Source organism: Herbaspirillum sp. YR522 (assembly GCF_000282575.1).
Classification (GTDB): Bacteria; Pseudomonadota; Gammaproteobacteria; order Burkholderiales; family Burkholderiaceae_D; genus Herbaspirillum.
The window spans coordinates 1-26,617 of the sequence record NZ_AKJA01000036.1; the positions used below are offsets into that span (position 1 = coordinate 1).

A 26,617-nucleotide genomic window follows, 5' to 3' on the forward strand; every position below is an offset into this window, starting at 1 on the left:
TCAGCCGCTTGCGCGGCTTGATACGCTGGCTGCATTCGATTTATCTGATATATGGATATTCTTGAAATATCCGCATATCAGATAATTTCATATTATCCGTTATTCAGATATCTTTACTTTATCTGTAGTTCGGATAAAGTTAAGATATCTCGATATCGGATATTCCCGCCATGGCTATCAATATCTCTCAGCCCCTTACTTCTCACCCCCTTCTCACCACATCGCAATTGGGCCAACTGCTCGTGTCGGCACGCAAGAGGAAGAGGCTCACACAAGCTGAGGTAGCAACCCGTCTCGGCCTGAGCCAAAATCGCATCTCTCATCTGGAGCACAACCCTGACGAAATCAGCGCCAAGCAGTTACTCGGTTGGTGCGCGGCGCTTGAACTGGACCTACGGCTTGGGACCAGAGCTCGGGCACCGCTCGACACCTCGCTGGAGTGGTAACCATGGGACGTCGCTCGCATAGCCAGACGCTCCATCTCTGGGCCAATGGGGACTACGTCGGACGCTGGACGCTAAACAGTCACGGGGACTCCGAACTAGCTTATGACGCCGGCTGGCAAAGCTCAGCGCTCGGGCGCCCAATTTCGCTCTCGTTGCCTTTCAATATGCATAACGAGCCGATCAAGGGCCCAAATGTCACGAATTACTTCGAGGGCTTGCTGCCCGACAGCGACATCATCCGCAAACGTGTTGCGCAACGATTCAAAACAGGCTCCCTTGCTTCGTTCGACCTGCTCTCGGCCATTGGCCGAGATTGCGTCGGTGCGTTGCAGATACTTCCAGAGGGCGCCAAACCAGAAGGGCTGGAGCAGGTTGATGGGATACCTGTTAGCGAAGATGACATCGAACGCCATCTGCTTGACGTGGTCACCGTAAACCGGCATGGCGCCCCAGAAGACCCCGACGATGATTTCCGGATTTCACTGGCCGGCGCTCAGGAGAAGGACGCCTTCCTATGGTGGGACGGCAAATGGATGAAGCCGCGCGGAGCAACGCCGACGACACACATCTTCAAGCTTCCCATCGGGATGGTGGGGGGCAAGAAGGCCGACTTCACCACGTCCGTCGACAACGAGTGGCTATGCCTGCGCCTCTTCAAGGAATTCGGACTCCGCACGGCAAACGCCGAAATCGCGACCTTCGGCAAACAAAGAGTGCTCGTTGTAGAACGTTTCGACCGCGCAGTATCAAGCGACGGCCAGAGGCTGTTCCGGCTTGTCCAGGAAGACTTTTGCCAGGCTACCGGCACGTCGCCGCACAGAAAATATGAAAATGAAGGCGGGCCAGGCCTGAAAGCGATGTTTCCCCTTCTGCAGCAGTCAGAGCGGGCCGAAGAAGATATGCACACCGTCATGGCTTCACAGCTCCTCTTCTGGATGCTACGTGCCCCAGATGGCCATGCCAAAAATTTCAGTATTCAATTACTTCCTGGTGGCGGACGCTTCTGGCTAACCCCTATTTATGACGTGATGTCCGCGTACCCCGTCGTCGGCCCAGGACCGAACCAATGGGATGAGCGCAGGCTGACGATGGCGATGGCCCTACAAGGCAACAGCAAGCACTATCTCGCGCACACTATCCTGCGTCGACACTTCAACAGCACCGCCAAGGTCGTCGGCTTCGGTACGGATGCAGAGCCGCTGCTGACTGACTTCATCTCCCGCACGCCGGCGATTGTGGAAAAGGTGCGCAACGACCTACCCGAGGGCTTCTCTGAACAGGTGGCCGACAAGGTCCTCGGAGGGATTCTCGCCGCCGCAAAAGCGCTGGCAGCAATGCCGGCCGCCTGAACGAGGTAGACCCAATACGCTAAAAGCCCGGCGAGGCGTCTTCAACTACCTCATCGCCCAACACCATCACTCAGAAACGATTTGAGATCCGCATTAAACCGAACCGCTTCTTCGATAAATGGCGCATGCCCTGAATCACGATAGATGAAGCTACGAATATCGGGATTCAACTTTCGGGCACGCGCTATCGTAGGCTCCGTATTCACCAGCACATCCTTGCCGCCGTACAGGAACAGCATCGGCACCTTGGCGCGGCCAATACCTTCCGCGGCGAAAACGCTCATCGACTGGACCGCCTTTTGCATGGCCCATGACGCCATCGAGGCATTTGCCAGGAGGCGCGCAAAAGTGATCTCGTCAGGCTTCTTGTTGAAGCAAAGCTCCAGGAAGGTTCTCTCGCCATCCAGGTGCGTCCTCAGATCTGGCGAAATCATGTCCTTGTAGACCTGGGGATGCGGGGCAATCTGGTCTGCGTTCAACTCGACCACACCATCGACGTAGACTGTCCCGCTGAGCTTTGCGTCACCGTATGCCGCCAGGTAATTCGATATGACCACGCCACCCAGGGACCATCCGACCAGGACTGCGCCTTCCGCATGCGCTGCTTCAATAACGGCGGCCAGGTCCGCGGCCCAGATGCGGCCGTCCTTATATGCGTCCTCTAGCCCTGGCTTGCCGGATTTTCCGTGCCCACGCAAGTCGTACGAAATGAGGCGATATTTCTGAAGCTCGGTGTCCGAGAATTGCCCTTGCCAGTTCAAATGGCTACCCAGCAAGCCGTGGATGAAAACGACCGGCGGCCCTTGCGGGTTTCCTCCTTCCTGGATGGCGAGAGCGACGCCGTCGGGCGCCATGGCGGAATACTCTTTCAAACCGTGTTGCGCCCACGCCTGGCCAGCGAAGACCAAATACAGCATCAGCACAGAGAGAAGACGGCAAAACCGTTGGGTAAGCATGTTGAGCTCCTAAGTCGTTTAGACTTGCAGTCTCAAGCCTGACGCCAATGTGAGGGTCAAGCAGTATTTGGAGCATACAATGGGTATCGAACCGCGCCATAGTCAGTTGTCCATCGGCGAACTGGCAAAATTGACCGGTGCCAGCATCAGGGCTATTCGGCACTACGACGGGCACGGCCTTCTCGCTTCGTCGCGGTCGGCCAACGGTTACCGTGCCTTTTCGGAATTGGCGGTGACTCAGGTGAAGCAGCTGCGCCGCTTCATCGACGCCGGTTTCAATCTGGACGAGATCAAGCACTTCCCGGAATGCATGCTGATCATCGATGGCGCGCTGGCGTGCCCTGAGACCAAGGGTGCCCAGCGAGCACGACTTGTCGCGATCGACCAGCAAATAACCGAATTGGAACATCGTCGGATGCGACTGCGCTCGATGCTGGACGACACCCAAAACCGATGATCGCCGGTCATTGCCGGCTTTGATGGCCTATCAATGGACCACATGACGGATGCGTCTTCTAACAGCTTGGTCCGCTACCGCTAGCGGCCTATGCCCGCCAGGATCAGGTCGATCCCTGCCAGGAAATCGGCACGGTCGTCGTGCACGCTCATTTGCGCAGCGATGCTGCGGGTGAACGGATATCGGTCCGGGTCGAGCTGCAACCAGGCGTTGGCCACTTCACCCAGCACTTCTGCCCTCTCCGCCTTCCGGCGCCGTTGCGCTTGCTGTGCATTGGACGCGTTCTGCCGGCCTACTCCCAGGATGTAGTTCAGCAACACCGACACTGTGACCCAATGCCGGTCGGGTGCGACGCCGAGGGCTTGCACCTGCTGGCCGATGCGCTCGAGCACGCTCACCATCGTCGACTGTCCTGCGGCCCATGCCAGTGCGGAGCCGACCCACGGGTGCGCATCCATGGCGTCGAACATGGCGAGAGCGACGTGACGAATCGCCGCTGTTGGCAGCATGTCGGTGCTCGGCAAATCCACACAGGGATCGATGACGGCACTGCAAGCGGCTTCGATGAGATCACGCTTGTTTTCGACGTGGCCGTAGAGTGCCCCTGGCCCGGTCGCGAGATACCCGGACAGGTTGCGAAAAGTAAGGCCCGATTCACCACCACTGTCCAGCAATTCGATGGCCGCGGTGATGATCTGCTCCCGTGACAGGGATTCGTCGCGTCGAGGACGCCGCTGCAATTTCTTTACCATGGCGAATCTTGACATAGATGGAATGCCGTTCCAATATGTTGGAACGGCATTCCATTCTATTTTTTACTGTCAGCGTCCCCATGCCAACATCCATTGCCATCATCGGCGCCGGTCTGGCCGGCCTCACGCTTGCGCGCGTGCTGCATCTTCATGGTATCGCCTCGAGCGTCTACGAAGCGGAGCCCTCGGCAGACTCCCGGCCGCAAGGCGGGATGCTGGATATACACGACTACAACGGGCAATTGGCGCTGCAAGACGCCAGGCTGCTCACGCGATTCCGCGCGCTGGTCCTGGAGGGCCGCCAGGCGATGCGGATCCTGTCACCCGATGGCCGGGTCCTGTTCGAGAACCAGGATGACGGAAGCGGGGGGCGTCCCGAGGTGCAGCGGGGCGAACTCAGGCAGATGCTTCTCGATTCCTTGCCCGCTGGGGTAGTGCATTGGGGTTACAAGGTCGCGGATGTGAGATCGCTGGGCGGCGGGCACCATGATGTTCGCTTTGCCAATGGCGAGAGCATCACCACGCAATTGCTGATCGGTGCAGACGGCGCATGGTCGAGAGTACGACCGCTGCTCTCGTCGGTCACTCCCCGATACGCCGGGGTGTCGTATGTCGAGACACACCTGCTCGACGCGGCGGCCCGACATCCGGCCAGCTTTGCTGCAGTCGGTTCGGGGCAGATGGGCGCATTTCTTCAAGGCAAGGCACTGATGTGCCATCGCGAACGACACGATACATTGCACACCTATGCCATCCTGATGAGGCCACTGGAATGGTTTTCCGCAATCGACTTCACCGACAAGGCCATGGCTAGCGAGCGTATTGCCGCGGAATTCACCGGCTGGGCGCCCGCCCTGACTGCGCTAATCGCCGACAGCACCACGACGCCGCGATTTCGGCCATTGTTCGAGCTGCCTGCTGCGCATCGCTGGCAGCACGTACCGGGCGTAAGCTTGATCGGTGACGCCGCGCACCTTGGCGTGCCCAATGGAGAAGGCGCCAATCTCGCGCTGTACGACGGCGCCGAACTTGCCAAGGCGATCGCATCCCATATCGACGACATCGACACCGGGCTTAGTCGATTTGAGCAAGCAATGTTCGAGCGCAGCGCCAAGGTGGCTACGGAGGGCAAGGAGTTCTACGAACTGCTCGCCAGAGAAGATCCTTCCAGGGGTCTCGTTGAAATGTTCCAAGGTGCGAAGACGTAGCGGCCAATCTGGTGCAGGATGGCCATCGAATAGCCGTGCGATTTCTGCGTGCCATCGGCCAGGCCATCGTAGCCACCGCAGCGTGGCCCGTCAGAAATTTCGTGTTTAAGGCATAACATGTCCTCAAGGACTGAATATGCCCTGCAAACCGCCACCAAATCCGACCGCCTGGCCGGGAATTCTCGCCGATTAGATTACGACAACTGCACTTCTCCACCTTTTGAAGCAGGGTAGCACCCGTCTGCCCAGTCAATACCCGCGCGCCATTCTCCAGGCAGTGAACGCCGACGGGCGCAGACCGCAGCGCGCCAGCGCGCCTTGATGCAGGCGCTTGAGTTCTCCGATGATCAGCGCTTGTATCTGGGATTGTTCATCGCCAGGCGCATGCCGTGCCACGGCCGGTTGGATACTGGCCAATGGCTCAAGCCCGGGATGCGTGACGACCTCACGAATGGTCTGCTTGATCAGGTCGCGCCAGGCCAGGCGCAAGGGGTCGGGCTCCGTCATGTTCTGCTTGATGGATGGGTATTGCTTCGTTGAGCGCTCATAGCCCATACGTACAGCTCGCGCAGCAACTCCACCCGCGTCATTTCAGCATTCATCGTTTCGCGACATTTTCCAGCCAAAAATGGCGCGATCTCAGGTGTCAACGTGCTCAATGATGCGGAGAAGAACTGCGCACCCGCAGTGCAGTAACTCAAACTGCGACGGAACCGCCGTCCACGAACAACTCGACACCGGCAATGTAGCTGCTGTCGGGCGATGCCAGGAACAATACGGCGCGGGCGACTTCGTCCGGCTCTCCCAGGCGACCCAAGGGCACTACTTGCTTGATCATGTCTTCCATCCCGGGACGCGCGTCGAGGTAACCCCGCATCAATTTGGTCTCGGTTCCTCCAGGCGCCACCACGTTGACGCGGATCTGGCGATCCTGCAAATCCGCAGTCCAGCTGCGCGCAAACGAGCGCACCGCGGCCTTGCTTGCGTTATAGAGCGACTGTCCCGGAAACCCTTTGACACCGGCCACCGACCCGTTCAGGACGATCGCGCCTGCGGTGGACATCAAGGGCAGCGCCTTTTGCACGCTGAACAGCAAACCGCGCACATTCAGGTTGAAGATCCAGTCGAAGTCCTCTTCACTGATCGATCCCAATGGCTTGGCATCGGCCGAGGCAATACCGGCGTTGGCGAACAGCACATCGATTCTGCCGTGCTCGTCCTTGATGCGCGCGTAAAGGCGGTCCAGGTCCTGCAGGTTGGCGGCGTCACCTGGTACACCGACGGCACCATGGCCGATCTCCTGGACGGCCTGGTCGAGCCTGTCGGCCCTGCGCCCTGTCACATACACCCGGGCACCCTCGGCGGCAAACTGCTTGGCCGTGGCCAGGCCGATGCCTTCGCTACCACCGGTCACCACGACAACCTTGTCTTCGAATCGCTTTGACATCCCTATTCCTTTCACAAGTGGAGAATTGCTCCACTTATTATGTGGAGATATCATCCACTTTTGCAAGCCTATTTGAATATGACGAACAAATCCCCCCCGCCGGAAGAGCCTTCGCTAAGGGCCGACGCCGCCCGCAATCGCGAGCGCATTCTCGCGGCGGCCGAAGAGGTGTTCCTGGAACGTGGCGCCAATGCGTCGCTGGACGACATCGCCAAACGCGCCAAGGTCGGGATCGGCACGCTGTATCGTCGCTTTCCCACCCGGGAGGCGCTGCTGGCGGCGACCAACGATGAGCGCCTGATGGCATTGGCCGAGGCCAGCCGAAAACGCGACGACAAGCTGGATCCGGATGCTTCCGTGCGCGCCTTCGTCAGGGATCTGGTGGCGCACGCGTCCCACTATCAGGGCCTGGCGGCGGCACTGGGGACGGTACTCAAGAGCGGCACGGCCGGTTGCCAGGCCAGCGGCGAGGAAGTGCAGCGCTTGCTCGTGCGCGCACAAGAGGCGGGGTCCATTCGCCGCGACGTGTCCGTCCAGGACCTGGTCTGCGTGGTGACCGCGATTTCCCTCGATATCGAACAAGGAAACACGACGAAATCGCGCATCGCGCATTTGACCGACCTGTTCCTGGATGGAATCGGGGTGCGCTGAGAATGCCTATGTGGCCGCTGGCGGCGCGGCACTCCCAGGCATTGCGTTTGCCATTGTCAGGGCGTTGTGTAGCAGCTCGAATCGTTAAACAAGTTCAGCGCCGTGCTCGGATCTTGTTTAGGGGTCCTTGGCACGCGACGTAATTTGAAAAATATAAATATCGACCTTTCTGACTTTAGACAGGGGGGAAGTCGATTGATGTTGACGACCAGGCCTAGTGAGCGATGCTTTTGCTCCGCGCTCCAGAACGAAAACCATGATGCTTGGCGCAGAAGGCAATTGCGAAGCCCACTGCAAGCAAGACAGCCATCATCAAAGGAAAACTTTGGGCGCCGAAGCGCTCTAGCAAGATACCTCCGACGACGCCGCCCCCGGCGATTACGCTGTTCCACGCCACTACGTTCATGGACAAGGCTACGTCCGCCCCATCGCCGGCTGTGTCGGCCAGGGCGGTCTGCAGGAGTGTGGCGGCGCCGCCGAATGTCAGCCCCCAGATAGCGACACCGAGGTAGACGGCGGTCGGAATGGTGGCCAGCCAGATAAAGGCGACGGACACCACGAAGAACGTTGCCAGGCTGGCCAGCACCGCGCTGCGCAGGTGCCGCTCTACCAGCCGGGCAGTCAGCGCAATTCCGGCCAGCGCCGCAAGCCCGAATATCAGCAGTACGGAGTCGACGCCGCGCAATAATCCAGCCTGTTCGATGAACGGCGCTACATAGGTGTAAAGGATGTTGTGCGCAAGCATCCACGCCATGACGGTAGCCAGCACCGGACGCACGCCCGGGGTGGCGAGCACCTTGCGCAAGGACAGCGACATATTTTCAGATTGACCAGGATAGTCGGGCACCTTGGCTAACACCCAAACAATAAGGAGCAGGGTCAGCGCGGACATAACACCGAACGCGCTCCGCCAACCGATCGAACCGCCCAGCCATGTTCCTAACGGCACGCCCAGCGCAAGCGCAATAGGCGTGCCCACCATGGCAATGCTCAAGGCCTTCCCTTGCTGCTGCGGGTGCACCATGCGCCGCGCATAGCTAGCGAGTAGGCTCCAGGCCAGACCCGCTGCGACGCCGGCGAAGAACCGCGCCGTGAGCGTGAGCCAATAGCTCGACGATACAGCGGTGATGGAGTTGAACACCAGAAAGCCCAGGATGGTGAAGAGCAGCACCGTGCGACGGCGCAAGCTGCGGGTGGCAATGGTTAGAGGTATGGCCGCCAGCAATGAGCCCAGCGCATAGGCGGTCACCATTTGTCCCGTCATTGCGGCGCTGATGTCGAGACCCTGCGAGATTTGAGGTAATAACCCAGCCGGCAGTGTTTCAGTAACGATGCAAATGAAGCCAGTCATGGCCAGGGCCAACAACGCGGCAATGGGTAACGGCGCAGCGGCGGTGTTGGAGATATCGGAAGTGGTCATTGGCTTGAAGAACCCATATATGTATCGAATGGTATATAAATAAACAAAAAAATTGCCGTCGAACGCTGGGACGGCATGCGTGCAACATGGGACCGACCAGCTTGGCTGGCCATTTATATATCGATCGGTATAAATGTAGCGTCGAAGCGTGACGATTGTCAACGACTTATGTATCAATTAGTATTTAAGTATCAAAAGGGAGTAGCGTATGGCAAAGATGGGACGGCCCCGTAGCTTTGACAGGGATACGGCAATTGAGCAAGCCTTGCACCTGTTCTGGGAGCAGGGTTACGAGGCCACATCGCTGAACCAATTGAAGGCTGCGATAGCAGGCGGAATAAGCGCGCCTAGCTTTTATGCCGCATTTGTATCAAAAGAAGCGCTCTTCCACGAATGTGTCACCAGGTATCTGTCTACCTACGCCAAGGTTACCGAATGTTTATGGGATGAAAGTCTTGACCCGAAGGACGCTTTGGAGACAGCGCTGCGGCGCTCCGCACGCATGCAATGCGAGCGTGGTCATCCGAAAGGATGCATGGTGGCCCTGGGCGTCATGAGCGCTCCATCGCCTGGCTTGCTCGAGGTGACATCGGCGCTGACACAATCGCGAACCCGAACCCGTGCCGGTATCAAGTTTTGCGTCGAGAGGGGCATCAGTTCAGGTGAACTCAGGCAAGACACAAACGTACGTGGCATAACTGCGGTCTTCGACAGTTTCTTGCTGGGGCTTTCTACGTTGGCCAGGGATGGAGTGACTATCCAGACGATGGAATTTTCCATCTCCCATGTAATGACTCTCTGGAACAACCCTGCTCATAATAGTTACGCATGAATCGACGGCGTTGTGATGTGTAAAGGCTGATTTCTTTGCGAGCGGGAAAGCGCTTGTAAAGGATGACATCGCGATTGGCGCCATTTTTCTGGGATAGTGGCGCGATTATGGCGCGATTTGAAAAATTCAGCGTCAATCGCCCCATTCGGCATAGGTCATGGCTTCTTGTAGCCGATGGCGACGACCAACAAGGCAAGGCGATAGAAAGGCATGGCGTTCTCCCAGGAAGCTTGAGCAGTACTGCATTCGGTATGGGCTTATCTTGCTCCGCCGCTGCTACATCGCTATTTCAGTTTTCGAGCCGATTATTTCTACTGAAACATTTACCCTGCCAGACGCCTCACCAATCCATTGCCGCTTTATCAACCCGCCATTAAGTAGCACTCTTCCACACGCCCTTCGGGAACATGAGGCTGACACGCAAACTCTCCTGGGTCCTCCGAATCCAGTGATGATCGGTTAAACTCTGCGCACTTACAAAAATTAACAATTGCGTACGGGGCCGCCTGATTGCTGCATGATTTTTTGGCATGAATAGCCGACTAGTGCACCGGCCGGCATTGCAGCGGCGCCATCCAGTCATGGGGAATGTCATGTTTGAACACTGGACGAAATCCATCCTGGGTCTTGCCGCAGCGACGGCGCTCCCAGCTTTTGGTCAGTCGACGTTGCCGGGGAGCTTTACGGACACCGGCGTGGCCGCTACCCCCCTGGAGATGAATGCGGCCGGCAATATCTTCGTTGGCGAATTCAATGTGGCGCCCACCCAGGCGCACGCCTTTCGCTGGTCGTCGTCCTCCAATTCACTAGTCGATATGGGAACGCTGGGCGGCAGTTCGTCGGTGGCTTTCGGCATCAATGCGAAAGGCGACATCATCGTCGGGCAGGCCACTATCGCCGGCGATACCGCCACTCATGCATTTGTGTGGAGCGCCGCTTCGGGCATCATGGCCGACCTGGGAACGCTGGGTGGCACCTATGCCGCTGCCACCGGCGTGAGCAGGACTGGCGACGTGATCGCGGGGGCATCCATGATTGCAGGCGACGTCAGCATGCATGCCTTCCGCTGGAGCGCGACATCAAATGTCATGACTGACCTGGGCACATTGGGTGGCCGCACGTCGAGTGGCCTGGCGCTGAGCGCCGACGGCAATGTGGTGGTGGGCTACTCCTATCTGGCCGATAACACGACGCGCCGCGCCTTTCGCTGGACCGCCGCATCCAACCTGATGAGCGATCTGGGGTCGCTGGGCGGGACGATGTCGTCGGCTACCGCCACCAATGCCGCAGGCGATGTGGTAGTCGGTTACTCCACGCTGGCCGGCGGCACGACCCCTCATGCGTTTCGATGGACTGCCGCATCCGGCCTGATGAGCGACCTCGGCACACTCGGCAGCAACTATGCGTCCGCCACCGGCACCAATGCGGCCGGCGATGTCGTGATCGGCAATTCCTATCCGGCTGGAAATACGGGTGTGCAAGGCTTTCGCTGGACCAGCGGCAACGGCATGCAGTCGATCGAAGCCTGGCTTGCCGCCAATGGGGTGAGCGTTGGCAATGTGCGCACCTCCAGCGCTACTGCCATCAACGCAGAAGGCAATGTCATCGTCGGCACCCTGTCCAATGGCAACGTCTATCTGGCGCGCGTGCCCTCCAGCGCTGCTGGCGGCGGCGCCGGGTTGATCGATGCCCAGCAGTTCAATAGCGGGCTGGCCAAGGTCAGCAATTCCGGGCTGCTGGCGGCCAACGATGCCGAGACCGCCATGGATGGCCTGCACAGCAATCCGATGCAGATGTTGCTGGCGCCCGGGCGCGCAACGTTCTGGGCTGCAGGCGATGCAGGCCGTCAGACGCGCGCGCCTTATGACAGCAAGCTGGGCATCGCCGAGATCGGCTATGGCTATCGCGCCAGCCAGCACTGGCAGGTCAACCTTGCCGCCGGCCGCACTTACAGCCAGGCCGATACCGGCCTGGGCGGGCGTACCAGTGCGCGCAGCACGTACGTTGCGCCGGAAGTCATCCTGAGCATGCCGGCCTCGTCCTATCTCACGCTGACCGGCTACTACGGCCAGGGCCGCGCCGATATCGATCGGGTCTACCTCAATGCCGGGCTACCGCTAGGCACATCGGGCCACCCCGACCAGGAGACGGTGGGTGCGCGTTTGCGATGGGATATGGTCGACCTGGCGCGCTGGGGAAAGGTGCGATTGACGCCCTATACCAGCCTGACCTGGATGCGCACGCGCACCCAGGGATATCGCGAACAGGGTGGTGCGTTTCCGGTAGATTGGCGAGCACGAGTGGACCGCACAACGACTGCACGTATCGGGCTGGATGCCGTCTATCCGCTGACGGCGGCAAGCACCTTGCAATTGCGTGCGGAAGGCGCCCATCGTTTCGAGCGCACCGGCGCCAACACCTCCGGCGAAGTGCTGGGACTATACGGCTTCGACTTTGCCGGGCAGGACATCAAGCAGGATTGGTTACGCCTGGGACTGGGCATGCAATCGCGGATAGGCGACGGCATCGCCAGCATGATGCTCAATGCCACCACCCAGGGCGAGGCCCCGTCCTACTGGATCTCGGCTAACTACCGCTGGGAGTTCTAGGAGGGATCACGCCTTCGAAGGGATCCGGTAGGCAGCTATTGGCCAGAGACAATTCTCCTCTCCTGTACATCAATCAGGATTCACAGTTTCAAGCCTTTCCGATACGACAGGAGAGTTCAACGCTGTGTGGAAAAATGCATTGCTTTCATAGCCCGCTGTCGGCCAGAAGTAGCCTCATACGAACAATTTCTTAAAATCACATGCTCGACAAATATCTAGCGCGTTCAATAATCGACATGTTTATCTTCCTGGAGTTTACGGATGATTCACACGTGGATGCAGACTTGGCGGTTTCCCAAATGGAAGCGCTCGCGGCCCAACTGCAGCGGGTTTTGGAACCGGCAAAATCAGACCTGATTGCCCAGATCCGGGACCTGGCGCCTGACTATGGAGAACACTCGGATTTTGTCCAAGCGTTGCCGCAGGCGATGGGCCTTGAATGACGATTATCATGTCTGCAATCGGCCAGTAGCTGACTTTACGCTACCAGACCTTGCGATACGTTTTAGGGGAAGACCTAAGTTGATAACCGACCAAGAAATTTATAAGACGCAATGAACTACGTATCAGCGATATTTAACGAGTCGGTAAGGATTGTGACCTCTGGACCAATTCCACCTGACATCGAGGTGCTGGCCGCGAACCTAAATTCGGGTGAAGCGCATCTGCCATTTTCCTCGAAGCAGAATCTGGCTGAGGTTCTTACTGCCTTGCAGCGTGCTAGATTCTTTTTTTCCGATGAGCCGGCGGGCTGGCCACCTGCTGCGGTGTTTCAGCAACTTCGCGAAGAATCGCTTGTGAGTGGGAAGGTTTTGACCGTTTCTTGGAAAAGGCAGGATGAGCCTATTTTTGGAGAGGCATGACGAGTCCGCCAGAAGGGGACAACATCGCTACGATCTTCTGTAAAGATAAAGGCAGAAGCTGAGCGACAAGGTCTTGAATGCTTCGTGTCGCCGAAGCCCTTGGCAGAGGGCTTCTGGCTTTGCTCGACTAAACAGGGCTATGAGGCGTTCTATTTCGAAAAAGGAATTCGCATGTATAGAGGAATTATCCTCTCTGTCTGAAGCATTCGATGCTTGGCTTGAGAATGAACTTCAGAGTATGCACTTCCCAAAAGTCAGATCGCCATGTGATAACTGAAATCAGCGAAAATTGGACGCTGGTAATTTCGACAATCCAATAGGTATTGGAGCTAGCATGTCTACTTTCGGCCAGAAGTAGCCATCAAACAAAGATAATCAAATGAACTCAGGGATATCTTCCGCCGGTTAAGATAAGAGCGAACTCGCCGACGAGTTCGAAATGGTCTTGTCACTAGTTGCTGTTGGAGAAGCACCAAATGATCGACGGCCGGGAGTACCTGGTATCTGCTGAGAATACCCGTCAAAGTCTGCAATCGGCGGCCAGCCAGAACATCGAGCGGCTGGCTGGCGTGTAGGCCGATCGAAGAACCCTATAGCAAACTTAGATAAACGATGAGCTACGATCTGTTTTTCACGTTCCCGCAGCCCACACAGCGAAGTGCTGTGGAGGAATACTTCTGCCGCCGTCCGCACTACCAACTCAATGGGTCAGCGGTCTACCAGAGCCGGGACACGGGGGTGTACTTCCTATTCGAATTTCGAGCGAGCGATGACGACCCAAATCAGCTGGTGGGTGCGTCACTGAACGTCAACTACTTCCGCCCGCACATCTTCGGCCTGGAGGCCGAGCCTGAGGTCCGCGCGTTTGTGGAGCACTTTCAGCTCGACGTCGAAGATCCGCAAATGCACGGCATGGGCCGAGGCCCGTACACCCAGGAAGGGTTCCTCGCTGGGTGGAATGCTGGAAATGAGTTCGGCTACAAGGCGATCACATCAAAGCAAAAGGGCCCGTTTCTAGCCTATCCTGAAGCGAAGATTGAGGCAGCCTGGCGATGGAATCGCGCGAAGTCGTCATTACAAGAGGAGTTCGGTGAAGTCCTGTTCGTACCCACAATCATGTTTGCGACCATTGATGGCCAATTGCGCTCGGTAGTAGTGTGGGGAGATGGTATTCCAACTCTCATGCCGCAGACGGACGCAGTGATTGTGGCCAGAGACGAACTGGGTCCCAGGCCCCTGTTTCGTCCGCGAACAAAGGACACTTGCGTTGTCGCGCCGGACAATCTAGTGGACCTGTTCGGGCCATTTGTCGAGAAGGGCTACACGCTACCGGTCCGAGTACCTACGTACGAGAGGCCCACACGCGATATAGGTAAGTTCTTCCGGGGGCTACGTGCTTTCACTGGTCAACTGAAGATCATTTCGGTTGACGATGTTTTGAGTGAAGAACTGCTTAGCAAGTACGGCTGACCCTTGTCAAGAACCAATCTTCAGGCGCCAAGAGTGCCACGGTATCTCAATGACGGTGGCAAGGTTGCAGCCAAGACTCTCGCCGAGAGAGAGGCCTTCATCCGCCGGATAGATAACAAGTCCTTCATCACCAGTTCGCGAACGTCTGGAATCTGCCAAAACCGGACTTGCTTGCGAATAGCAGGCCGGTGGCCTCAAACGACGACGCTCGATACATCCACCAGATTTTCACGCAGACGGGAAGCATCTCGTTTCGGCGGATGCCCAAACAGTCGGGAATAGTCGCGGCTAAATTGCGACGGACTTTCGTATCCCACCGCATAGGCAGCCCGAGTCGCATCCACGTCCGAGGCCAGTAAACGCCGGGCAGCTTGCAGCCGCAGCGTCTTGTGGTATTGCAGGGGGCTCATCGATGTGGCCGTGCGGAAGTGGCGGTTGAATGACGCAACGCTCATGCCTGCAATGCCAGCCACCGTCTTGATCGGGAATGATTCATCATAGTGGTTCCGCATCCAGTCAATCGCCCTCCTGACCTGCGTCAGTCGTCCTTCTTCACGGCCGATTTGCCGCAGCAACGGCCCATGCGGGCTTTGTAGTAGCCGGTATATGAGCTCGCGCTCACGAGATGCGGCGAGGACAGGAATATCGTCTGGCGTATCAAGCAAGGCCAGTAAATGATCCCAGGCTTCAAGCACATCGCGCGATACCGTCTCAATGTTGAATGCAGGAAGCTCTTTTTTTAGTTGGGCAGCCGGCATGTCGGCAATCAGTGAGGTGAAGATGCCGTGATCCAGCGTCAGGCCGGTGCCGACGTAAGGCTTATCGCCATCCATTTCAAACACACAACAGGTCGTCGGCAAATCGATCAAGGAAGCAAAGCAGGCGCCTGCACTGTAGCGCAGCATCTTCTGGTTCACCATCATCTGCTTGGCGCCTTGCAAGATCAGGCACACGCCAGCGCCGATCGCCATCATGGTCGGTTCCGGTTGCCGAAAGGCGCCGATGGCAACCCTGGGAATTGCGGTTTCCAGGCTCTTCGGGTCTTCGTGGCGCAGCACGCGCCGGCTCATCTGATCAAGGAGATCTTTCATGCTTATAGTGTGCCAGCACAAACGTTCATCCTCAACAAAATGAGCGGATCAGGCAATAAATTGCGCAGTTTTGGCGAAAACGCCTTTGGTCTCAAGCGTATCTTGGCAAGACACGTGCGGTATCGCACGCCTCTGAACTCAACAGGAGAAAGTCTTGGGCAACACACTTTTCGACGCAAAATCGACAACGGATGAAGTTTTGGCCGGCATTGCGCTGCGCGGCAAACGGGTATTCATCACGGGCGTCTCGGCGGGGCTAGGAGTTGAAACCGCACGCGCCCTGGCGGCGCACGGCGCCGAGGTCATCGGCACCGTGCGCGACCTCGACAAGGCGCGCGGCGCCACGCAAGTGGTGCGCGATGCGGCGCAGGCTTCCGGTGGCGGCTTCGAGATCATCCGGATGGACCTGGCCGATCTGGCATCGGTACGTGAGGTGACGGATGCAATGGGCGCGGCGGGAAAATCCTTCGACCTGGTGATTGCCAACGCCGGCATCATGGCTCCACCCTTTGGGCATACCCGGGATGGATTCGAGCTCCAGTTCGGTACCAACGTCCTGGGGCACTTTGTATTGATCAACCGGCTGGCGCCGCTGATGGCGGCCGGCGCAAGACTGATCATGCTGTCTTCCAACGGACACCGCTTCGCCGATGTCGATCTCGACGATCCGAACTTCATGCACACACCCTATGATCCCTGGGTTGCATACGGCCGCTCCAAGACGGGCGACGCTTTGCTGGCCGTGGCCTTCGATGCGCGTCATCGTCATCGCGGCGTGCGCGCGGCAAGCGTCCATCCGGGCGTCATCCTGACCGAGCTGACGCGCAACATAGATCCTGACGTTTTTGAGACCGCCTTTACGTCAATGAATGAACAACACTTGGCAATGGGGAACGCCCCCTTCGAAGTCAAGACTCCGGCGCAAGGCGCCGCGACGACGGTGTGGGCAGGCATTGTCGCTGAAGCGGAGACCATCGGTGGACGCTACTGCGAAGACTGCGGGGTTGGAGCGCTGCTTCCTGACGATGCCATCGTCAGCGCTTTTAGTGCAGGCGTGCGCTCCTATGCGCTCGATCCCGCACGTGCCGAGCAGTTATGGATGAAGTGCGCTGAATTGACGGGCGAAAGCAACATGCCCTGATACTGGTAGCGGGCGGCGTCGATGCTCCCGGTCCGCGGTGCAATCCCTAATGACGAGATAGTGCCAGGTAGCGAGTGCCGGCCAACAAAGTCCATGACCCTGGCCGCTAAATTACGCGCGGTCTCGATTTCGGCTGGAAACCGACATCCAGGAAAATGCAAAGACCCGACTTGTCGGGCTTTTGCATTAGGTGCTCAGGTTTGCTGGATAAGCCGCCTGGTCTTAACAACGCGTTACAGCCGCTTAAACACCCACGGTCCAGGCGTTCCGTTCAATGCGCTTCGACCAGGTTTGCTAGCGAAGATGTCCACGGGCGGCCATCGCCCAGAAACCTCGCTTCCACAACAAGCCCTGCATCTCCTGATTGCAGCCGATGTGGGATCCCCCGCTTGCAGCAGCCACGACTTACTTGCCAGCGGAGTAATTGACCGGAATCCAGCGGAAACCATGCTGTTCCGCCCGCAACCGCCCTACCCCAGGGAAAGGAACGTGCGCCGCGGCGAAGAGGGTCTTATCCGCTGCGATGCGGTTGAATTCACTGACGCGCTCCTTCTCCGCCTGCAGGCTGTCGCTGTCGAAAGAAACGCGCACAGTCGGGTCTGCGAACTGAATCGCCGCCACGTGGATGATGTCGCCCACCACCATCAAGCGATTTCCCCGGCTCTCGATCATGTAGCCCACGTGCCCAGGTGTATGGCCTGCACTCTGGTACGGCGCAATGCCGGGCCTAAGTTCCTGCTCGCCATCGAATGCACGCAAGCGCCCGGCCTTGATGTAGGGAGCCATGATCGCCATGGCACGGCGGTAGGTGCCTTTCTGGTCGCCGCGATTGCCCTCGGGCGCCTTGCCCATGTTTGCCTCGCTCAGCCAGTAGTCGAGCTCGCGACGATTGACGCGGACGATCGCATTGGCGAAATTCATTTCTCCATCAGTCGTCAGTCCGCCGATGTGGTCGACGTGCATGTGGGTAATATAGATCTCGTCCACTTGGGATGGCGTGTAGCCAGAAGCCTGCATGTTGACGGCCAGCTTGCCCAGGCGCGGGCCGAATATGCCGCCTGCGCCAGTGTCGATCAGCACCAGTTTGCTCCCGGTGTTGACCAGGAACGCGTTATAGGAAGTCTCGAGCGGGCTCTCCAGGTAATTCTCGGCCAGCGCTCTTGCAATCTTCCGGGGCGTGGTGTTGGTGAGGAACTGGTCTACCGGCAATTCCAGCGACCCGTCATTGAGCGCGGTGATCTCGACATCGCCCAGCATGAAGCGGTAGAACCCTGGTGCGGAGGTACGCGCCAGCGGCGCTGCGGCATGCGCCACACACTGCAGCAACAGGCACATTGCCGCAAGAGCGTAGACCAAAAACCTTGGAATTGAATGTCGATATTTCATACTTGTCCTGTTAGAGTCGTGGCCCGCCTGGTCGTCAAGGCGACGCTGCGGGATAGTTGATCATTACCATATGGCCGCAGCTCTTACGTCTCACCGAGCGCGGTCCGCGCTATCGCCGACCAATCCTGTTCGCCGCATCCTGCGTCCACAAGGTCTTGCATGCGCGCATGCACGATATCGAGCATCGGTAGATTGCCGCTGACATCCCCGGCCGCTTCTCGCGCAAGGCGCAGGTCCTTCAGCCCCAGTGAAGCCTTGAAGCCGGGACGGTATTCGTTGCTGATGATGTTGGCGGAATAGGTCTGGTAGGGGCGGCTACCGAACAGGGTCCCGAGAATCAGTTCCAGGAAGCGTTCCCGCGGCAAGCCATGCGCTTCGGTCAGTGCCACGGCTTCGGCCATCGCTTCGATGGCGAACGTGATCATCATGTTGCACGCCAGTTTGGCGGCGTAGGCCATGTGAGGGTCCTCGCCCATGTCCCAGATGCGTTTACCGATTGCCTGCAACGCCGGGCCGACCGCGTCGATCGCGGCGGGGGCGCCGGCGACGAGGATATTGAGTTCAGCCCGCGCGGCCACGTCCGGCCGCCCCAGCACCGGCGCTGCCACAAAGGCGATATCGCGGGCCCGATGGTAATTCGCCAACTCGTGCGAAAACGCAACCGAGATGGTGGATGCCACCACATGCACCAGCCCCGGCCTTGCCTGCGCCAGCAGATCATCCGCCATGAGCACGCTGCGCACCGCCGCGTCCTCGGACAACATGGTCAAGGCCATGTCACCCTGCAAGGCCTGCAACGGCGTATCCACCATGCGCACGCTTTCGACTTCCCCGCCCGAGCGGTTCCATGCGACCACCTTGTGCCCTGCCGTGGCCAGGTTACGTGCGATTTCCCGACCCATCGCACCAAGGCCGATTATTCCTACATCCAATTGAGTTACTCCTTCGACTCGCTGGCTTGCGACGCTCGGCCTCGCCGGGATGGCGAATGCCGCCTTGCGGCATGCGATGGAGCGTAGTGTCGCAAAGTTCGATATTGTTCATCAACTCAATATAATGAACATCATCCGTTCAATTTTGTTAGGGTCGTTATGGAGTGGAGTGACGTCAGGATCTTTTTGGCTGTTGCGCGCACAGGCACACTGGGCGCCGCCGCCCGTACGCTGCACTTGAGCCACCCGACCGTGGGCAGGCGATTGCGTGCCCTGGAGGAAGCCACGGGGCAGGTGCTGTTCCAGCGCACGGCCGACGGTTTCATATTGACAGAGGAGGGCATGGGCGTACTGCCGCTCGCCGAGCAGATTGAAGAGGGAGCGCTGGCGATGGAGCGCCGGCTGGCCGGAAAACAGCAGGCGCTTGACGGCACATTGCGGATAACTTCTGCCGATTGGTTCGGCGCCTATGTATTGCCGCCAGTGCTGGCAGCCTATGCGACCAGCTATCCGCAGGTCGAGATCGAGGTGCTAACTGGAACGCGCCTGTTCAACCTCGCGCAACGGGAAGCGGACGTGGCGTTTCGCATCGTGCCTTTCCAGGAGCAGGATATCGTCCAGCGGCGCCTGCTGAGGATGCGTTATGGCGTCTACGTCGCCGCGGCAGGCCCCACCCCGGTCGCTGGCGACGGCAGCCGATGGCGCCTCATCACGCCGGATACCTTGAGCGGTAGTTTTCCCGACACCGCGTGGCTCAGGGAGATGTTTCCCAATGCCGGCGTCGCATTGCAATCGAACAACCGGAACGTCAAGGCGCAGATGTGCTCGATGGGGATGGGCATCGCCGTGCTGCCGCGCCCGCTGGGCGACCAGACTCCGGGCATCCGCCGACTTCAATTGCCTGCAGAGCCACCTCATCGCGAAATCTGGATGGGCTACCATCGCGACGTGAGGCGGCTTAACCGCCTGCGCGCCTTCGTCGATTTGACGATCGCGCACCTGGCCAACTCGCCGTTTGATGCTTCTGATGGATGACCGTGAATTCGGGAAGCAACGCGAAGACACACTGATCATATGAAGATGTTCATAGCGCCGCCAGTGGCAAACATCCACGAAATGGAAGCGCCGCACGTGCAGGCTCTTACCGGCAGCCAGATCCGCTCGCGCGCTGCCCTCAGCGAGAGCAGACAGCGCCACAATGCCGGAAAGATCTCGGCCAGCAGCTGTCGTCTGATCAGTCAGGAACCGTCATCGATATCGCTAGGCAAACACCGATAGCCCTGCTGCGTTCGAAATCAGCTCCAACGCCTTCATCGCCCGAACCGAATTGCCGCTCGCGCCAAGGCGCGGCGACCACGCGCAGATGGTGCCGCGTCCCGGCAGCACGGCCAACACGCCGCCGCCCACGCCGCTCTTGGTCGGCAGGCCGATGGCGAAGGCCGTCATGCCGGAGTTCTCGTAGGTGCCGGTGGTCAGCATCAGGGCGCAGACGCGCTGCGCTTGTTGTGCCGACAGCAGCTGTCGTCCCCCTTGCGGGTCGCGCCCGCCATTGGCCAGGAACAGCCCGGCGCGGGCCAGCTCCACGCAGGAAGCCTCGATGGCGCAGCTGGCACAATAGGCGCGCACCACCTCCCCGACCTCATTGGAAAAGTTGCCGTGGCTTTGCATCAGGTGCGCCGTGGCGTGGTGTCGCGAGGCGCAGCGCAGTTCGCTGTCGAACACATCGGAGTCGTAGTTGATGTCGGGGTTGCCGGCCAGCTCGCGCATGACCGCCACCATGGCCGACTCCAGATGGGTATGCCGACTCAACAATGCATCGGTCACCGCCAGCGCCCCGGGATTGAGAAAGGGATTGCGCGGTATGCCGCGCTCCAGTTCCAGTTCGATCAGGGAATTGAATGGATTGGTGCTCGGGCTCTGCCCGACCCGCGTCCACAGCGATTCGCCATAGGCGTGATAGGCCAGCGTCAACAAGAAGACTTTACTGATGCTCTGGATGGAAAAACGCGTCTGGCTGTCTTGCGCCGAATGGATGCTGCCGTCGAGCGTGGCGACGGCAATGCCGAACTGGTCCGGCGCCACGTCGGCCAAGGCGGGGATGTAGTCGGCCACCTCGCCTTCGTGGCGACAGGACGCAGACAGGGCCACGGCACGTTCCAGTATCTGCGTCCAGGGCAGCGCCGCGAAATCGGCGGCGCGTGCCGGCCTGGCCTGCCGCGCAATATCGCCCATCATGGCTGCTTGCAAGACGATGGGGTCGAGACCTGGCGACTTCACACGGCCACGCCCAGATAGCGCTGCACCAACGCGATCCAGTACGCCACACCGACGTCGATGATGTCGTCGTTGAAGTCATAGAAGGGACTGTGCAGTTCACGCGACGTGGCCTGCTGCTGCTGCGCTTGTCCCGCGGCGATCAGGCCGTTGCCGAGGAAGGCGTAGCACCCTGGCTTGTGCTGCAGGTAGAAGGCGAAGTCCTCGGAGGCGAAGGCCGGTTCGGTGTCGCCGTCGACCCGCTGCGCACCGGCGGCCACCGTCATGGCCTGCATGGCCTGCCGGGTTTGCTCGGGATGGTTGACCAGCGCTGGATACAGGCGCTCGAAGTCGAACGATACGCGCAAGTCGAACATGCTGCCGATCGCCTCGGCGATAGCGCCCATGCGGCGCTCGATCAGGTCGAGCGTCTCGGCATCGAAAGCGCGCACGGTGCCCGACAGGGTGGCCTGCCCGGGAATGACATTGTCGGCCGTGCCGGTGTGTATCTGGGTCACCGAGATCACTGCCCGGCGATTGGGATCGATGTTGCGCGTCAGGATGCTCTGCCAGGCCAGCGTGAGCTGCGCCGCCGCCACCACCGGGTCGATGCCGCGATGCGGCTGGGCGGCGTGCGCGCCGCGCCCCAGCAGGGTCGCGCTGAACGTGTTGCTCGAGGCCATCAACGACCCGGAGCGCACGCCGAAACTGCCCGCCTGCAGCCCTGGCCAGTTGTGTACGCCGAAGATGGCGTCACACGGAAAGCGCTCGAAGAGTCCATCCTCGATCATCGAGCGCGCGCCGGCGCCGCCCTCTTCGGCCGGCTGGAACACCAGGTGCACGGTGCCGTCGAAGTCGACCTCGCGGCTCAGGCGCGCCGCCGCGCCGAGCAGCATCGCGGTGTGCCCGTCATGGCCGCAGGCATGCATCTTCCCGGCATGGGTGGATGCGTGGGCGAAGGTGTTTTCTTCCTTCATCGGCAACGCATCCATATCTGCCCGCAAGGCGATGGCGCGTCCCGAGCCGCCTTTGCGCAACGTGCCCACCACACCATAGCCCCCGACGTTTTCCACCACATCGAGACCATGCTCGCGCAGCAGCCCTGCCACATAGGCGGCAGTGGTCTTTTCCTCGAAGCGCAACTCGGGATGAGCATGCAGGTGGCGCCGGATGGACACCAGGTCCATTTGATCGGCAGCCTGCGACTGCCCGTGAGTGACTCTATCCATGTAAGCCCTTTCAGGTTGGTTCAATGACGGCGGCGCGAACAGGCCCGCCTCAGGCTGCCGCGATCTTGCGCTGCATGCGCACCAGCGTTGCGATCAGGGCCAGGCTCAGCAGGGCTGCCGCGGTCAGGTACAGTCCGATGATGAGCTTGTCGCCGCTGATCTGGATCAGCGTGGTGACGATCATCGGCGTGAGTCCACCGAAGATCATCACGCCCAGGGCGTAGGACGTGCCGATGCCGGTGGCGCGATAGCGCGTCGGGAAGATGTTGGACATGACCAGCGGCGCACACGCGGCATACAAGCCCAGGGTGATCGAGATGGCAATCTGCACCATCAGCAGCACCGGCAAGGTCGGTGTGGCGGCCAGCATCTTGAACAGGGGATAGGCCAGCACACCCGCCAGGCCGGCGCCCCAGGCCATCGGCTTGTAGGGGCCGATGCGGTCGGCCAGCATGCCCACGAACGGGCAGATCAGCAGCAGGGTCAGGCCGGAGGCGATCTGGCCCACGTAGGTCGAGGCCACCGGCATGCCCAATTCACGCACGGCATAGGTGGTGAAGTAGTTAGAGACCTGTGTGGCGACGGTCCAGAAGATCATGATGGCGATGCCGATCAGAATGCGGCCGAAGTTTTCCTTGATGCCGGTGAGAAAGGAATCTGCCGGCCCTTGCCGCACGCTATGCTCGAACTCCGGCGTCTCCGGCAGTGCGCGGCGGATGTACCAGCCCACCGGACCGATCACCAGGCCCACCACGAAGGCCAGGCGCCAATAGCCCTGGAGCATCTGTTGCTGGCCATACACCACCGCAATGGCGAAGCCGACGATGCCACCCAGCAGCACTCCCCCGCCCTGGGCCATCTGCTGGAAAGAGCTGAATAACGCGCGATTGCGCCCCGAGGCGTTCTCCACCAGCATGGCCACGTTGCTGCCGATCTCGCCGCCGGCCGAGAAACCCTGCAGCAACCGCCCCAGCACCAGGATCACGGTAGCGGCGATGCCAATCGAATCGTACGAGGGGCATACCGCCGGCACGATGGTGCCCAGCGCCATCAACAGCAGCGTAAAGCTCAATGCCTTCTTGCGGCCCACCTTGTCCGCATACTGGCCCAGCACCAGTGCCCCGATGGGGCGAACCACGAAGCCGGCAGCGAAGGTCATGAAGGTAAACATCAGTGCCGCGTACTCGTCGCCGCTGGGAAAGAAGGTCTTGGAAATGGCTACCGCAAAGATGCCGAAGATGATGAAATCGTAGATCTCGAGGACGTTGCCGATGGTCGCCGCGATCACCGCACGACGTTGTGTCTTCGCGTCCAACCCGTCGGGTTGTTTAGTCATAATTGTCTCCGTTGTTATGTTTGGCGGTTGCAGTGTAGGTCTTATGTTCTATACTGAAAACTTCCTTTTACATATAAAAAATATACCCATCCGGTATAGACAATTCATTATGGAATTGCGCCATCTTCGGTATTTCCTCGGTGTGGTCGACCACGGCAGCGTGGCCGAGGCTGCGCGGCGCCTGCACATCGCACAGCCGGCACTGAGCAGGCAGATCAAGGATCTGGAAGAAGAACTGAATGTCGTGCTATTCGAGCGCAGCGTGCGAGGCACCACCCTCACCGCCGCGGGTCAGCAGCTGGCCGTCGATGCACGCCGCATCCTGGCCGACATGCTCGGTACGCGACAACGCGTGGCGCGCGTGGCCGAAGGCCTGGAAGGCAACCTGCGCATGGGTATCACGCCCAACTTCGGCTGGCATCCCAGGATATTGGGTTCGTTACGCAGCTTCCACCAGGCCGAACCGCAGATTGCGATGTCGCTGGAACCGGGGCTCTCGACCCGGCAACTGGAGCGAATCCGGGAAGGCGAACTGGACGCCGGCTTCCTGGCCTGGCGCTATCCGCCCAACGATCAATTCCTGGCACGCGAATTCGGCGAGATCCAGGTCTTCGAATGCCGGCTCAAGCTGGCGCTGCCGCGCGACAGCCGACTTGCATGTGAAGTCCCCGTGCACCTGTCGGCGCTGCGCGACGAGCCGGCGATCTGGTTCCCGGCAGAGGTCGCGCCGGGCTACGACCAGTTCTTGGACTACCAATGCCAGACCGCCAACCTGGTGCCGCGCAAGGCCCAGCTGGCCAGCGACGTACTAAGTATCCTGGGCCTGGTCGCCGCCGGCATCGGCTATGCCATCGTCTCCGACGTGAGCGCCTATACCTGTCCCGAAGGCGTGGTGCTGGTCGACCACCCCGAACTCACGCTACGCCATCCCGTGTCCTTCGTCTATCGCGCCGACAACGGCAACCCGACACTGAAGCGCTACATCGCCCACCTGGAAGGAACGCAGCCTGCCGCGCACGGCGCCGAAGTCACCGGCTAGAGGGCATCGGCGGTAGCCAGCCGGGCAGCGTGTCCACCGGCGTCGACCGCCACCTGAGGTATCACCGACGTGCGCATGGCGTAGCTGTCGGCGTCGACCACCGGCACGCCGATATCGAAAACGCTGACAACCTGCGTCAACTCTCCGGTCTGGAACCGCAAGGTGGCAGCGGCCGCGGCGGCCTCTTCGGCCAGGGCCGCGTTCTGCTGGGTGAGATCGTCGAGCCTGGACACCGCATCGTTGACCTGATGAATGCCTTCGCTCTGCTCGGCGCTGGCCACGCTGATTTCGTCGACAATGGCATTGACGTGTTGCACTCTTTGCACCACCCGCTGCATGGTCCCACCCGCGGCCTCGACCAAGGCACTGCCGGCCATCACCTTCTGCGCCGAATCGTCGATCAACGCCTTGATCTCCTTAGCGGCGGCCGACGAGCGCTGGGCCAGCGAACGCACTTCTGATGCCACGACTGCGAAACCGCGTCCCTGCTCCCCGGCGCGCGCCGCTTCCACGGCCGCATTCAGGGCCAGGATATTGGTCTGGAAAGCGATGCCATCGATCACGCCGATGATGTCCACTATCCTGTGGGACGCGGCATTGATCTGTTCCATCGTCCCCACCACCTTGCCCACCGCGGCCGCACCCTCGCCCGCCACCGCCGACGCCGAGGCCGCCATCTGGCTGGCCTGGCGGGCGTTATCGGCATTGGTGCGCACGGTGGCGATCAACTGTTCCATGGCCGAGGCGGTCTCCTCCAACGCGCTGGCCTGTTGCTCGGTACGCGAGGACAGGTCGAGGTTGCCATCGGCGATCTCGTTGGAGGCATGATTGATGGTGTCGGTACCGCCCCGCACACGGGCGACGATATCGCGCAGGCGCTGGCTCATGTCCTGCAATGACACCATCAGCTGGCCGATTTCGTCACGCGAATGCACGCTTGCGGTGGCCGTCAGGTCGCCCCGCGCTACCCGTTCGGACAACGCTACCGCCTGGCGCAGCGGCCCGACGATGCTGCGTGTAAGCAGCCACGCGCAGGCCACGCCGAAGAACAGCGCCGCCGCCTCGAGCACCACCAGCAAGATGCGACTGTCGCGCGAGAGACGCTCGATGTTCTGCGAAGCGGCAGCGATCTCGGTTTGCTGCAACTGTTGCAGCTTGCGCATGGCACCCTGGTATCTCTTGGCCAGCGGCATGAACTCCTGGATCAGGGTGCTGCTGGCCAGTTCTTGCTCACCTGTCGACTTCAGGTCCATGATCTTGAGCAGGATTTGCTTGTACTGGCGCTGGTATCCGTTGATCTCACCGAGCAACGCCTGCTCCTGGGCCTTGTCCAGCAAAGGGCCTAGCTGCACCTGCAATTCGCCGATTTCCTTGTTGGCGGCGATTTCCTCGTTGAGGAAGTAGCTACCTAATGTCGAATCGACGCTACGCGACATCGCCACCGATCTCATCACGCCGGCCCGCAGGTTGCCATACCAATCGGAGATGAGGCGCTCCTTCAGGGCCGAGTGATTGACCATGTCGTAAGTCACGTCGGAGACGATCTGCAGCCGCCATATACCCAGCGCCATGATCAGAATGGACAACGCCAGGACCACGGCGAAGCCGGTCGCCAGGCGTACCCCGATACGGATGTCGGAAAGCAATTTCATCGCAGGACCTTGCAAGAGAGGATATCCCTGCCAACCGCCGACTCCGCGCAGCAGCGAGTACGCATCGCGCGCACCTGCCCGCTCGCGTGGGGCGCCGA

25 protein-coding genes are annotated in these 26,617 nt (G+C 59.8%); 13 read left to right on the forward strand and 12 right to left on the reverse strand.

Going from position 1 to position 26,617, the window contains the following annotated elements; genetic code table 11:
- The first annotated feature begins 170 nt into the window (after positions 1-170).
- Complete coding sequence (locus tag PMI40_RS06140; protein ID WP_008113234.1) at positions 171-446, forward strand: helix-turn-helix domain-containing protein; 276 nt, start codon at positions 171-173, stop codon at positions 444-446.
- A 2-nt stretch (positions 447-448) separates the two neighbouring features.
- Positions 449-1,795 (forward strand): type II toxin-antitoxin system HipA family toxin, encoded by a 1,347-nt coding sequence (locus tag PMI40_RS06145; protein ID WP_008113237.1) that lies wholly within the window; start codon positions 449-451, stop codon positions 1,793-1,795.
- 50 nt (positions 1,796-1,845) lie between these two features.
- Here the strand turns inward: PMI40_RS06145 and PMI40_RS06150 are convergent, their stop codons facing one another.
- The gene (locus tag PMI40_RS06150; RefSeq protein ID WP_008113239.1) at positions 1,846-2,751 is read right to left on the reverse strand and encodes an alpha/beta fold hydrolase; all 906 of its coding nucleotides are present in this window, start codon (positions 2,749-2,751) and stop codon (positions 1,846-1,848) included.
- A gap of 79 nt (positions 2,752-2,830) precedes the next feature.
- On the opposite strand from PMI40_RS06150, the gene PMI40_RS06155 reads away from it, so the two are divergent.
- The gene (locus PMI40_RS06155) at positions 2,831-3,208 is read left to right on the forward strand and encodes a MerR family transcriptional regulator (RefSeq protein ID WP_008113242.1); all 378 of its coding nucleotides are present in this window, start codon (positions 2,831-2,833) and stop codon (positions 3,206-3,208) included.
- Between the two features lie 80 nt (positions 3,209-3,288).
- Here PMI40_RS06155 and PMI40_RS06160 read toward each other — a convergent pair whose 3' ends face one another.
- Complete coding sequence (locus tag PMI40_RS06160; protein ID WP_008113244.1) at positions 3,289-3,960, reverse strand: TetR/AcrR family transcriptional regulator; 672 nt, start codon at positions 3,958-3,960, stop codon at positions 3,289-3,291.
- An 80-nt stretch (positions 3,961-4,040) separates the two neighbouring features.
- Between PMI40_RS06160 and PMI40_RS06165 the strand changes: the two genes are divergently transcribed.
- Positions 4,041-5,168, forward strand: coding sequence for an NAD(P)/FAD-dependent oxidoreductase (locus PMI40_RS06165; protein ID WP_008113246.1), 1,128 nt, complete (start codon positions 4,041-4,043; stop codon positions 5,166-5,168).
- A 249-nt stretch (positions 5,169-5,417) separates the two neighbouring features.
- On the opposite strand, the gene PMI40_RS06170 is transcribed toward PMI40_RS06165, so the two are convergent.
- Positions 5,418-5,675 (reverse strand): hypothetical protein, encoded by a 258-nt coding sequence (locus PMI40_RS06170; RefSeq protein WP_040501731.1) that lies wholly within the window; start codon positions 5,673-5,675, stop codon positions 5,418-5,420.
- A 190-nt stretch (positions 5,676-5,865) separates the two neighbouring features.
- Entirely contained in the window at positions 5,866-6,615 is a 750-nt protein-coding gene (locus PMI40_RS06175; RefSeq protein ID WP_008113250.1) for an SDR family NAD(P)-dependent oxidoreductase, read from the reverse strand.
- Positions 6,616-6,693: 78 nt separating this feature from the next.
- Between PMI40_RS06175 and PMI40_RS06180 the strand changes: the two genes are divergently transcribed.
- A complete protein-coding gene (locus tag PMI40_RS06180) occupies positions 6,694-7,266 on the forward strand; it encodes a TetR/AcrR family transcriptional regulator (protein ID WP_008113251.1) in 573 nt (190 codons plus the stop codon).
- Positions 7,267-7,480: 214 nt separating this feature from the next.
- Here PMI40_RS06180 and PMI40_RS06185 read toward each other — a convergent pair whose 3' ends face one another.
- Entirely contained in the window at positions 7,481-8,686 is a 1,206-nt protein-coding gene (locus tag PMI40_RS06185; RefSeq protein ID WP_008113253.1) for an MFS transporter, read from the reverse strand.
- A gap of 208 nt (positions 8,687-8,894) precedes the next feature.
- Between PMI40_RS06185 and PMI40_RS06190 the strand changes: the two genes are divergently transcribed.
- The 5 genes from PMI40_RS06190 to PMI40_RS06205 all read left to right on the forward strand — a co-directional run bounded on the left by PMI40_RS06190 (position 8,895) and on the right by PMI40_RS06205 (position 14,460).
- Positions 8,895-9,518: a TetR/AcrR family transcriptional regulator gene (locus PMI40_RS06190; RefSeq protein ID WP_008113254.1), complete on the forward strand. Its 624-nt coding sequence runs from the start codon at positions 8,895-8,897 to the stop codon at positions 9,516-9,518.
- A gap of 695 nt (positions 9,519-10,213) precedes the next feature.
- Complete coding sequence (locus PMI40_RS22880) at positions 10,214-12,127, forward strand: autotransporter domain-containing protein (protein WP_162130377.1); 1,914 nt, start codon at positions 10,214-10,216, stop codon at positions 12,125-12,127.
- 200 nt (positions 12,128-12,327) lie between these two features.
- Positions 12,328-12,570: a hypothetical protein gene (locus tag PMI40_RS06200; RefSeq protein ID WP_008113256.1), complete on the forward strand. Its 243-nt coding sequence runs from the start codon at positions 12,328-12,330 to the stop codon at positions 12,568-12,570.
- Positions 12,571-12,681: 111 nt separating this feature from the next.
- Positions 12,682-12,990: a hypothetical protein gene (locus tag PMI40_RS23735; RefSeq protein WP_157221456.1), complete on the forward strand. Its 309-nt coding sequence runs from the start codon at positions 12,682-12,684 to the stop codon at positions 12,988-12,990.
- Between the two features lie 612 nt (positions 12,991-13,602).
- Positions 13,603-14,460 (forward strand): hypothetical protein, encoded by an 858-nt coding sequence (locus tag PMI40_RS06205; RefSeq protein ID WP_008113266.1) that lies wholly within the window; start codon positions 13,603-13,605, stop codon positions 14,458-14,460.
- Positions 14,461-14,654: 194 nt separating this feature from the next.
- Here the strand turns inward: PMI40_RS06205 and PMI40_RS06210 are convergent, their stop codons facing one another.
- Complete coding sequence (locus PMI40_RS06210) at positions 14,655-15,551, reverse strand: AraC family transcriptional regulator (RefSeq protein WP_040501738.1); 897 nt, start codon at positions 15,549-15,551, stop codon at positions 14,655-14,657.
- Between the two features lie 154 nt (positions 15,552-15,705).
- Here PMI40_RS06210 and PMI40_RS06215 point away from each other — a divergent pair, with 154 nt between their 5' ends.
- Positions 15,706-16,692 (forward strand): SDR family NAD(P)-dependent oxidoreductase, encoded by a 987-nt coding sequence (locus PMI40_RS06215; protein ID WP_008113268.1) that lies wholly within the window; start codon positions 15,706-15,708, stop codon positions 16,690-16,692.
- A 405-nt stretch (positions 16,693-17,097) separates the two neighbouring features.
- On the opposite strand, the gene PMI40_RS06220 is transcribed toward PMI40_RS06215, so the two are convergent.
- Both PMI40_RS06220 and PMI40_RS06225 read right to left on the reverse strand, forming a co-directional pair.
- The gene (locus tag PMI40_RS06220; protein ID WP_040501732.1) at positions 17,098-18,078 is read right to left on the reverse strand and encodes an MBL fold metallo-hydrolase; all 981 of its coding nucleotides are present in this window, start codon (positions 18,076-18,078) and stop codon (positions 17,098-17,100) included.
- An 83-nt stretch (positions 18,079-18,161) separates the two neighbouring features.
- Positions 18,162-19,061 carry an NAD(P)-dependent oxidoreductase gene (locus PMI40_RS06225; RefSeq protein ID WP_255348136.1) on the reverse strand — a complete coding sequence of 300 codons (900 nt, stop codon included), beginning with the start codon at positions 19,059-19,061 and terminating at the stop codon, positions 18,162-18,164.
- A 108-nt stretch (positions 19,062-19,169) separates the two neighbouring features.
- Between PMI40_RS06225 and PMI40_RS06230 the strand changes: the two genes are divergently transcribed.
- The gene (locus PMI40_RS06230) at positions 19,170-20,045 is read left to right on the forward strand and encodes a LysR family transcriptional regulator (RefSeq protein ID WP_008113273.1); all 876 of its coding nucleotides are present in this window, start codon (positions 19,170-19,172) and stop codon (positions 20,043-20,045) included.
- A 225-nt stretch (positions 20,046-20,270) separates the two neighbouring features.
- Here PMI40_RS06230 and PMI40_RS06235 read toward each other — a convergent pair whose 3' ends face one another.
- From PMI40_RS06235 to PMI40_RS06245, 3 genes are all read right to left on the reverse strand, one after another.
- On the reverse strand, positions 20,271-21,188 hold the full coding sequence (locus PMI40_RS06235) for a glutaminase (RefSeq protein ID WP_040501739.1): 918 nt from the start codon (positions 21,186-21,188) through the stop codon (positions 20,271-20,273).
- 95 nt (positions 21,189-21,283) lie between these two features.
- The gene (locus PMI40_RS06240) at positions 21,284-22,492 is read right to left on the reverse strand and encodes a M20 aminoacylase family protein (protein ID WP_008113276.1); all 1,209 of its coding nucleotides are present in this window, start codon (positions 22,490-22,492) and stop codon (positions 21,284-21,286) included.
- 49 nt (positions 22,493-22,541) lie between these two features.
- Entirely contained in the window at positions 22,542-23,828 is a 1,287-nt protein-coding gene (locus PMI40_RS06245) for an MFS transporter (protein WP_008113279.1), read from the reverse strand.
- A gap of 109 nt (positions 23,829-23,937) precedes the next feature.
- On the opposite strand from PMI40_RS06245, the gene PMI40_RS06250 reads away from it, so the two are divergent.
- Complete coding sequence (locus PMI40_RS06250; protein ID WP_008113283.1) at positions 23,938-24,867, forward strand: LysR family transcriptional regulator; 930 nt, start codon at positions 23,938-23,940, stop codon at positions 24,865-24,867.
- On the opposite strand, the gene PMI40_RS24560 is transcribed toward PMI40_RS06250, so the two are convergent.
- On the reverse strand, positions 24,864-26,519 hold the full coding sequence (locus tag PMI40_RS24560) for a methyl-accepting chemotaxis protein (RefSeq protein WP_008113285.1): 1,656 nt from the start codon (positions 26,517-26,519) through the stop codon (positions 24,864-24,866). The two genes, PMI40_RS06250 and PMI40_RS24560, sit on opposite strands and share 4 nt — an antisense overlap.
- Positions 26,520-26,617 lie beyond the last annotated feature (98 nt).

Excerpts from the sequence above, each read along its gene's own strand:
- PMI40_RS06140 (WP_008113234.1), top strand. The coding sequence starts at position 171 with ATGGCTATCAATATCTCTCAGCCCCTTACTTCTCACCCCCTTCTCACC.
- PMI40_RS06175 (WP_008113250.1), bottom strand. The coding sequence starts at position 6,615 with ATGTCAAAGCGATTCGAAGACAAGGTTGTCGTGGTGACCGGTGGTAGC.
- PMI40_RS06185 (WP_008113253.1), bottom strand. The coding sequence starts at position 8,686 with ATGACCACTTCCGATATCTCCAACACCGCCGCTGCGCCGTTACCCATT.
- PMI40_RS23735 (WP_157221456.1), top strand. The coding sequence starts at position 12,682 with ATGAACTACGTATCAGCGATATTTAACGAGTCGGTAAGGATTGTGACC.
- PMI40_RS06145 (WP_008113237.1), top strand. The coding sequence starts at position 449 with ATGGGACGTCGCTCGCATAGCCAGACGCTCCATCTCTGGGCCAATGGG.
- PMI40_RS06165 (WP_008113246.1), top strand. The coding sequence starts at position 4,041 with ATGCCAACATCCATTGCCATCATCGGCGCCGGTCTGGCCGGCCTCACG.
- PMI40_RS06150 (WP_008113239.1), bottom strand. The coding sequence starts at position 2,751 with ATGCTTACCCAACGGTTTTGCCGTCTTCTCTCTGTGCTGATGCTGTAT.
- PMI40_RS06200 (WP_008113256.1), top strand. The coding sequence starts at position 12,328 with ATGCTCGACAAATATCTAGCGCGTTCAATAATCGACATGTTTATCTTC.
- PMI40_RS06245 (WP_008113279.1), bottom strand. The coding sequence starts at position 23,828 with ATGACTAAACAACCCGACGGGTTGGACGCGAAGACACAACGTCGTGCG.
- PMI40_RS06155 (WP_008113242.1), top strand. The coding sequence starts at position 2,831 with ATGGGTATCGAACCGCGCCATAGTCAGTTGTCCATCGGCGAACTGGCA.
- PMI40_RS24560 (WP_008113285.1), bottom strand. The coding sequence starts at position 26,519 with ATGAAATTGCTTTCCGACATCCGTATCGGGGTACGCCTGGCGACCGGC.
- PMI40_RS06240 (WP_008113276.1), bottom strand. The coding sequence starts at position 22,492 with ATGGATAGAGTCACTCACGGGCAGTCGCAGGCTGCCGATCAAATGGAC.
- PMI40_RS06180 (WP_008113251.1), top strand. The coding sequence starts at position 6,694 with ATGACGAACAAATCCCCCCCGCCGGAAGAGCCTTCGCTAAGGGCCGAC.
- PMI40_RS06190 (WP_008113254.1), top strand. The coding sequence starts at position 8,895 with ATGGCAAAGATGGGACGGCCCCGTAGCTTTGACAGGGATACGGCAATT.
- PMI40_RS06170 (WP_040501731.1), bottom strand. The coding sequence starts at position 5,675 with ATGACGGAGCCCGACCCCTTGCGCCTGGCCTGGCGCGACCTGATCAAG.
- PMI40_RS06220 (WP_040501732.1), bottom strand. The coding sequence starts at position 18,078 with ATGAAATATCGACATTCAATTCCAAGGTTTTTGGTCTACGCTCTTGCG.
- PMI40_RS06205 (WP_008113266.1), top strand. The coding sequence starts at position 13,603 with ATGAGCTACGATCTGTTTTTCACGTTCCCGCAGCCCACACAGCGAAGT.
- PMI40_RS06160 (WP_008113244.1), bottom strand. The coding sequence starts at position 3,960 with ATGGTAAAGAAATTGCAGCGGCGTCCTCGACGCGACGAATCCCTGTCA.
- PMI40_RS06230 (WP_008113273.1), top strand. The coding sequence starts at position 19,170 with ATGGAGTGGAGTGACGTCAGGATCTTTTTGGCTGTTGCGCGCACAGGC.
- PMI40_RS06250 (WP_008113283.1), top strand. The coding sequence starts at position 23,938 with ATGGAATTGCGCCATCTTCGGTATTTCCTCGGTGTGGTCGACCACGGC.
- PMI40_RS06210 (WP_040501738.1), bottom strand. The coding sequence starts at position 15,551 with ATGAAAGATCTCCTTGATCAGATGAGCCGGCGCGTGCTGCGCCACGAA.